At 61.8% G+C, this 7038-nt stretch carries 10 protein-coding genes and 1 tRNA gene; all 11 read left to right on the top strand.

Features of this window, described 5'->3' with window-relative positions; all coding sequences use genetic code 11:
• On the top strand, window positions 1-92 hold a 92-nt coding region (locus NKH57_RS33085; RefSeq protein ID WP_023785181.1), incomplete at its 5' end, for an EF-Tu C-terminal domain-related protein.
• A 162-nt stretch (window positions 93-254) separates the two neighbouring features.
• Window positions 255-1898, top strand: a complete 1644-nt coding sequence (locus tag NKH57_RS33090; RefSeq protein WP_352950527.1) for a COG3904 family protein — start codon at window positions 255-257, stop codon at window positions 1896-1898.
• 104 nt (window positions 1899-2002) lie between these two features.
• Entirely contained in the window at window positions 2003-2476 is a 474-nt protein-coding gene (locus NKH57_RS33095) for a group II truncated hemoglobin (protein ID WP_352950529.1), read from the top strand.
• Window positions 2477-2506: 30 nt separating this feature from the next.
• Entirely contained in the window at window positions 2507-3058 is a 552-nt protein-coding gene (locus NKH57_RS33100; protein WP_352950531.1) for a putative glycolipid-binding domain-containing protein, read from the top strand.
• Between the two features lie 81 nt (window positions 3059-3139).
• A tRNA-Trp gene (locus tag NKH57_RS33105) sits at window positions 3140-3215 on the top strand.
• A gap of 398 nt (window positions 3216-3613) precedes the next feature.
• Window positions 3614-3817, top strand: coding sequence for a preprotein translocase subunit SecE (gene secE / locus NKH57_RS33110; protein ID WP_013531408.1), 204 nt, complete (start codon window positions 3614-3616; stop codon window positions 3815-3817).
• 27 nt (window positions 3818-3844) lie between these two features.
• Window positions 3845-4372, top strand: a complete 528-nt coding sequence (nusG, locus tag NKH57_RS33115; protein WP_013531409.1) for a transcription termination/antitermination protein NusG — start codon at window positions 3845-3847, stop codon at window positions 4370-4372.
• Window positions 4373-4547: 175 nt separating this feature from the next.
• Window positions 4548-4976: a 50S ribosomal protein L11 gene (rplK, locus tag NKH57_RS33120; RefSeq protein ID WP_027027738.1), complete on the top strand. Its 429-nt coding sequence runs from the start codon at window positions 4548-4550 to the stop codon at window positions 4974-4976.
• A gap of 4 nt (window positions 4977-4980) precedes the next feature.
• Window positions 4981-5679 carry a 50S ribosomal protein L1 gene (gene rplA / locus NKH57_RS33125; RefSeq protein WP_023762906.1) on the top strand — a complete coding sequence of 233 codons (699 nt, stop codon included), beginning with the start codon at window positions 4981-4983 and terminating at the stop codon, window positions 5677-5679.
• Between the two features lie 375 nt (window positions 5680-6054).
• A complete protein-coding gene (rplJ, locus tag NKH57_RS33130) occupies window positions 6055-6573 on the top strand; it encodes a 50S ribosomal protein L10 (protein WP_013531412.1) in 519 nt (172 codons plus the stop codon).
• A 54-nt stretch (window positions 6574-6627) separates the two neighbouring features.
• Window positions 6628-7005, top strand: a complete 378-nt coding sequence (gene rplL / locus NKH57_RS33135; RefSeq protein WP_023762907.1) for a 50S ribosomal protein L7/L12 — start codon at window positions 6628-6630, stop codon at window positions 7003-7005.
• The last annotated feature ends 33 nt before the right edge of the window (window positions 7006-7038 follow it).

Below are 7038 nucleotides of genomic sequence, written 5' to 3' on the forward strand. Positions count from 1 at the left end.
TGCCGATCGCCATGGAAGAGAAGCTGCGCTTCGCCATCCGTGAAGGCGGCCGCACCGTCGGTGCCGGCATCGTCGTCACCATCAAGGAATAACCGACACCGGCCTGTGCCGGTCGGGTTCGAACGGAAAGGGCGGTCCTTGGGGCCGCCCTTTTCTTTTGCCTGGCGATCGGGTGTTCGCCTTGTCGCCCGAGTCCTGTTGCAAGCCTTTGGACCTCGTCTAGTATACATTTCCAGCAAGGGGCTTCTTTCCAAATGGTCTCAGAGCGCCTTTTCCATCGGCGAGCATTGTGGTCGCTGCGGCTGATCTGCCTGCTGGCGTTGCTTGTAGAGGGACGTGCCTTTGCGGCGGATACTGCCCCGGGTCCCGGTCCAACGATGCGGTTCGTCATTGTCCGCAGCAATGCACCGGGGTGCGAGCCGATCTGCCCGGAATGGATCTCGGCCGAAGGCTCGATAGAAGCCGGAACGCCGGCCCTGTTCAAACGCATGCTGAAGACGCTTGGCGGGCGAGACCTGCCGATCGTCGTGGATTCTCCCGGCGGCAATGTCGAGGCGGCGCTGGCGCTTGGCCGGCTGATCCGCAAGAACGTGCTTGATATCGCGATCGGCAAGACGGTGTTCTCCGGTTGCCACCCTGACGCGGAGGGTTGCCAGGACCGTAACAAGAATGGCGCCCATTACCTCGGCGATGTCGTTGACTACGGCGCCATGTGCAACTCCGCCTGCCCATTGATGTTTGCTGGCGGTGTCCGGCGTGTGGTTGGCGAATGGGCGTTTCTCGGCGTCCATCAGATCACCACGACCTACATCCGCACGAAATTGCAATACAGGACCACCTACCGCATCGTGGCGGGCAAGAAGAAGGTGCTCAACACAAAGATCGTCAGCCGCAAGGACGCCGGCAGCTACAAGACCTACGAGATGAGCAAGGCGGTGGAGAAAAGGCTCGCGGCCTATCTCGACGAGATGGGCATCGATCAGGGCGTGCTCGAAACGATGAAGAGCACGCCGGCCAGCGAAATCCACCAGATCGCCCTCGACGACATGCTGAGGATGAAATTGGTCACCAGCATGGATGCTGCGGACCTGTTGACCGCCGCAGGCCTGTGCAGGTCGGACCGATTGGCCGCGAATTGCCTGGAAATACCGGGGAAAAAGCCCGATGGCCTGACGACCGCGGCCAAGCCTGCCCCGCTGCCGGCGGAGCCCGAGGGCGTGCAGCGCGATGAAGGCATGCGCTTCGTCGTGGTTCGCGGCGGCAATCCGCTCTGCAATCCTGATTGCCCCGAATGGATCTCGGCGGAAGGTGCGATCACGCCTCAGACCCTGCAGAAGCTGCGCCAGTTGCTCGCCACGCTTGGCGACCGGCAGCTGCCTGTCGTGATCAGCTCAAAGGGTGGCGACCTGCTTGGCGCTCTGGCGGCGGGACGGCTTGTCCGCGAAAAGAAGCTCGACGTCGCTGTTGGCCGCACTGATTTCGTCGGCTGTGACCCGGGAGAGTGGAATTGCCTGGCCAAGGAGGGCGCTTATGCCGGGTTGAGCATCGATGCGGGAGTGGAGTGCGATTCGGCCTGTGCGCTCATGCTTGCCGGCGGCGTGAGACGGCTTGTCGGCCCCCGTGCACGGCTTAGCCTGTACCCGATGGGGCAAAAGCAGGCGGTCAAGGCCTATCTCGAGGAGATGGCGATCGATCCCGCTCTGTTCGCAGCGATCGAGCGACGCTCGGTCGAGCGCCAGCTCGAACCCGACATGATGCTGAAGGTCGGACTGACGACGAGCCCGCAATCGGTCGACGCGCTGACCGGCGCCACCATCTGCGATACGGTGCCGAAACCGCAGAATTGCCGGATCCGGTCTTCCGCCAATGCCGAGGCTGACGCGCCCGCCAAGTTGTAAAGCGCGGCGAAGTCGGAAACTGGCCATCGAGGTAGGTTGAGCCACTCGCGATTTTTCCGCTATCGTCGCTGCTGGCGGCACCGGGGCAGGAGGAGGGATCGAGAATGAGCCAGGACATCCCGACACTCTACGAATGGGCCGGCGGCAGCGAGGCCTTGAACCGGCTGACCCAGACTTTCTATGACAAGGTGGCGCAGGACCCGATCGTCGGTCCGGTGTTCAAGACCATGTCGCCGGATCATCCCGCCCATGTCGCAGCCTTCATCGGTGAGGTATTCGGCGGACCGAAAACCTACAGCGGCGGCCACCGCGAGATGGTCATGCATCATCTGGGCAAGCATCTGACCGAGGAGCAGCGCCGCCGTTGGATCAACCTCCTGGCAGATGCCGCCGACGCGGTCGGCCTGCCTGACGATCCGGAATTCCGTTCGGCCTTCATGGGCTATGTCGAATGGGGATCGCGGCTGGCCAAGATGAACTCCAATCTTGGTGAGACCTGCGATCCCGAGACGGAGCCGATGCCGGCGTGGGGATGGGGCGTGCCGGGCGGCCCCTATCGACCACCGGATAAGAAGTAGCTTCCAGAGGCCATGGGAGGTGTCAGGTGGATGCGGGAAGATACGAAGATCATACGCTGGCGCGAGTGGGACGGCCCCGGCCTCGAACATTTGGTGCTGCAGGAACGGGCAGGGGAGGTCTCGGCTGACGCCGTCGTCATTTGCTCCGGCGCAACGCCGTTTGCCGTCCGCTACCGCATTGCCTGCGATGCCGGCTGGCGCGCCAGGCGTGTCGTGGTCGACATGATCGGCAGCGGCCGAACGCTTGTTCTTGCCGCCGATGGCGAGGGTCGCTGGACCAGGGACGGTCTGCCGGTGCCCGAACTCGACGGCATTCTCGATCCCGACCTGACCGTCACGCCATTCACCAACACGCTGCCGATCCGGAGATTGCGGCTTTCCGTCGGGCAGAGTGCCGAGATCACCACGGCCTTCATCGATTTCCCGGCACTCACCGTCGTCGCCAACCCGCAGCGCTACACATGCCTCGAAGAGGGCAGGCGATATCTCTATGAATCGCGCGCCAGCGACTTCAGGCGGGAACTCGAGATCGACCGCGAGGGGTTGGTCGTCGACTATCCAGATTTCTGGCGCAGGGGTTAAGGCGCGTTTGCTTGCAAACCACTCTTTACAGAGCGAGCGGAAGCTTTTAGGAAGCGCCTGCTGCGCCGACATGCGCACGATACGGGCATAGCTCAGTTGGTAGAGCGGCGGTCTCCAAAACCGCAGGTCGTAGGTTCGAGCCCTGCTGCCCGTGCCATTTCTCGAAATGGCACTCAACGTGATATTTCGCCATTTTTCGAAATGGCGTTTCAAAACGATATTTCTACGGTCTACCCTTTGAAAATCGGCGACCCGCTTGCCATATTGGCTCAATTGGGGCATAAGGGCGCCATAGCCGGGACGGAACGACTGGATGGTTCCGAGGCGGCGTTTGGTCATAAAGCGGACACTTGCCACTTGCGTGGATCAAGAATCGGTTTTATGTAGACGAAACAGACACGCGACGCGTGGAGCTGGGAAGCCGGCTTTACGCGTCTGATTTGCATGGGCGAATTGTTTGCGCTGATTCGGCGCGAGATTGGCTCAGGCGGCACGTCCCGGCCAGCGGGATCATCCAGGGGACCCGGCCAACGGGTCTTGAAGACAGAGCGGCATATGGCTTCGAAAACCACAAATCCTTTCGTCTTTCTCCAGCAGGTTCGCGCGGAGACCGCCAAGGTGACTTGGCCGTCGCGGCGCGAAACGATGATCTCGACGGTCATGGTCCTGGCTTTCGCTGTGATCGCGATGATCTTTTTCTTCACCGCTGATCAGCTCATGGGCCTCGCGGTCGAACAGATTCTGGGCATCGGACGCTAAGTCCGGCGATTACGGAGAAGTCTTGAAATGACCGCGCGCTGGTACATCGTCCACGCCTATTCGAACTTTGAAAAGAAGGTCGCAGAGGATATCGAGAACAAGGCCAAGCAGAAGGGCCTGTCCGCCGACATCCACCAGATCGTGGTGCCGACCGAGAAGGTCGTCGAGGTTCGCCGCGGCCGCAAGGTCGATGCCGAGCGCAAGTTCTTCCCGGGCTATGTGCTCCTGAAGGCCAATCTGACCGACGCCGTGTTTTCGCTGGTCAAGAACACGCCGAAGGTCACCGGCTTCCTGGGCGACTCCAAGCCGGTGCCGATCACCGAGGCGGAAGCCCAGCGCATCCTGAACCAGGTGCAGGAAGGCGTCGAGCGGCCCAAGCCTTCGGTCACGTTCGAGATCGGCGAGGCGATCCGCGTTTCGGATGGCCCCTTCGCGTCGTTCAACGGTTTCGTCCAGGAAGTGGACGAGGAGCGGGCGCGGCTCAAGGTGGAAGTTTCGATCTTCGGGCGCGCCGTGCCTGTCGATCTGGAATTCGGACAGGTCGAAAAGGGCTGATCCGAAATCCCTGTCGTCAAGCGCGGCGGGGAAGAGCGGCGCGGAGATCGCGCGGCTCTTAAGAACGGTGGGAGACGAATGCGGCTTTAGCCGGCCGCATGGATCGCACCACCAGACTGCAACCGCCGGCACTTTCCCATTCATGGGGCCGGCATAGACGAAGGCAGGAAAAGAGATGGCTAAGAAAATTGCAGGCCAGCTCAAGCTCCAGGTCAAAGCGGGATCGGCGACGCCGTCTCCCCCGATCGGCCCGGCGCTTGGTCAGCGTGGCATCAACATCATGGAATTCTGCAAGGCGTTCAACGCGCAGACCCAGGAAATGGAAAAGGGATCGCCGGTTCCGGTTGTCATCACCTACTATCAGGACAAGTCCTTCACTTTCGTCATGAAGACGGCGCCGGTGAGCTACTTCCTGAAGAAGGCGGCTAACCTGACGGCTGGTTCCAAGGAGCCGGGCAAGGTCAAGGCCGGTACGGTTTCGCGTGAAAAGGTCCGTGAGATCGCCACCGCGAAGATGAAGGATCTGAACGCAAACGACGTCGAAGCGGCCATGCGCATGGTCGAGGGCTCCGCCCGCTCGATGGGTCTGGAAGTGGTGGGCTAAGATCATGGCAAAGATTGCAAAGCGTGTATCGAAGACCCGCGAAGGCATCGATCCCAACAAGGCTTATGCCCTGGGTGACGCGCTGAAGCTGCTCAAGGACCGTTCCTCGGTCAAGTTCGACGAGACCATCGAAGTCGCCATGAACCTCGGCGTCGACCCGCGCCACGCCGACCAGATGGTCCGCGGCGTGGTCAACCTGCCGAACGGCACCGGCCGCTCGGTGCGCGTCGCTGTGTTTGCACGCGGCGACAAGGCTGACGAAGCTCGCGCCGCCGGCGCCGACATCGTCGGAGCCGAGGATCTGGTCGACATCGTCCAGAAGGGCACGATCGATTTCGATCGCTGCATCGCCACTCCGGACATGATGCCGCTCGTCGGCCGTCTGGGCAAAGTGCTCGGCCCGCGCGGCATGATGCCGAACCCGAAAGTCGGCACCGTCACCACTGACGTTGCTGCCGCCGTCAAGGCATCGAAGGGCGGCGCTGTCGAGTTCCGCGTCGAGAAAGCCGGCATCGTTCATGCCGGCGTCGGCAAGGTCTCGTTCGAGGTCACAGCTCTGGAAGAGAACATCCGCGCCTTCGCCGACGCGGTGACCAGGGCAAAGCCGGCTGGTGCCAAGGGCAACTACGTCAAGAAGGTGTCGGTCACCTCGACGATGGGCCCGGGCCTCAAGCTCGACGTCGCGACGCTCACAGCGTCCTGATACGAACATTTGGATCGGCCGCTAAGGACCTGATCCGCAAGTGAATTCCGGGCCTCCGACTTGTCGGCGGCCCGGTACCGGAAACCGAGTGGTTTCCGGACATCCTGTCCGAGATTGCAGGCGGCCCAGAAGCCTTAATTCGATTTGGGCCTGCATGAGACGGGTGAAGACCGGACAACGGAGCGATTGCTCCAATGAAAGGTTCGAACCGTGTTTGCCTTTTGTCTGCGCATCGCCGGCTTGACCGTCGATGTGGCGAAAGGGGGCAGGATCCTCGAGCGTCGTTCGGGAGATCCGTTACTGGATGGCCCGGCCGACAAAGGCAACCCGACGCCTGTCCCCGTTAATGGGGCAGGGGTCAACTGGAGATAGGCAGTGGACAGAGCGGAAAAACGCGAACTCGTCACGGGCCTGAACGGTGCGTTCTCGAACGCAGGTTCAGTGGTCGTGGCCCACTACGCCGGTATCACCGTCGCGCAAATGAACGACCTTCGGTCGAAAATGCGCGCCGCCGGTGGCACCGTCAAAGTCGCGAAGAACCGTCTCGCCAAAATCGCTCTTCAGGGCACGGACTCCGCATCGATCATCGAGCTGTTCAAGGGACAGACGCTGATTGCTTATTCGGAGGATCCGATTGCGGCGCCGAAGGTCGCGTCCGATTTCGCCAAGGGAAATGACAAGCTCGTCATTCTCGGCGGCGCAATGGGCACCACCTCGCTCAATGCCGACGGTGTGAAGGCACTCGCCACACTTCCGTCGCTCGATGAGCTGCGCGCCAGGCTGGTTGGCATGATCGCCACGCCGGCAACCCGGATCGCCCAGATCGTCAATGCGCCAGCGGCCTCGGTCGCGCGCGTCATCGGCGCTTACGCCCGGAAGGACGAGGCGGCATGAGGCCGTTCCTCGCTATCACAAACACACGTTCGAACCTTATGAAGGAATACAACAATGGCTGATCTCGCAAAGATCGTAGACGACCTTTCGAAGCTGACCGTCCTCGAGGCGGCCGAGCTGTCGAAGCTTCTGGAAGAAAAGTGGGGCGTTTCCGCCGCTGCTCCGGTGGCTGTTGCCGCCGCTGGCGGTGGTGCGGCCGCAGCTGCTCCGGTCGAGGAAAAGACGGAATTCGACGTCGTCCTCACCGAGGCAGGCGCTCAGAAGATCAACGTCATCAAGGAAGTCCGCGCCATCACCGGCCTTGGCCTCAAGGAAGCCAAGGATCTGGTCGAAGCGGCTCCGAAGCCGGTCAAGGAAGGCGTTTCCAAGGCCGACGCTGACAAGTTCAAGGCCCAGCTGGAAGCAGCCGGCGCCAAGGTCGACCTGAAGTAAGCGTAAAGCGGCGGACGGCCTCCCGCCGTGCGC

The organism is Mesorhizobium sp. M1050 (genome assembly GCF_040318715.1).
Lineage (GTDB): Bacteria > Pseudomonadota > Alphaproteobacteria > Rhizobiales > Rhizobiaceae > Mesorhizobium.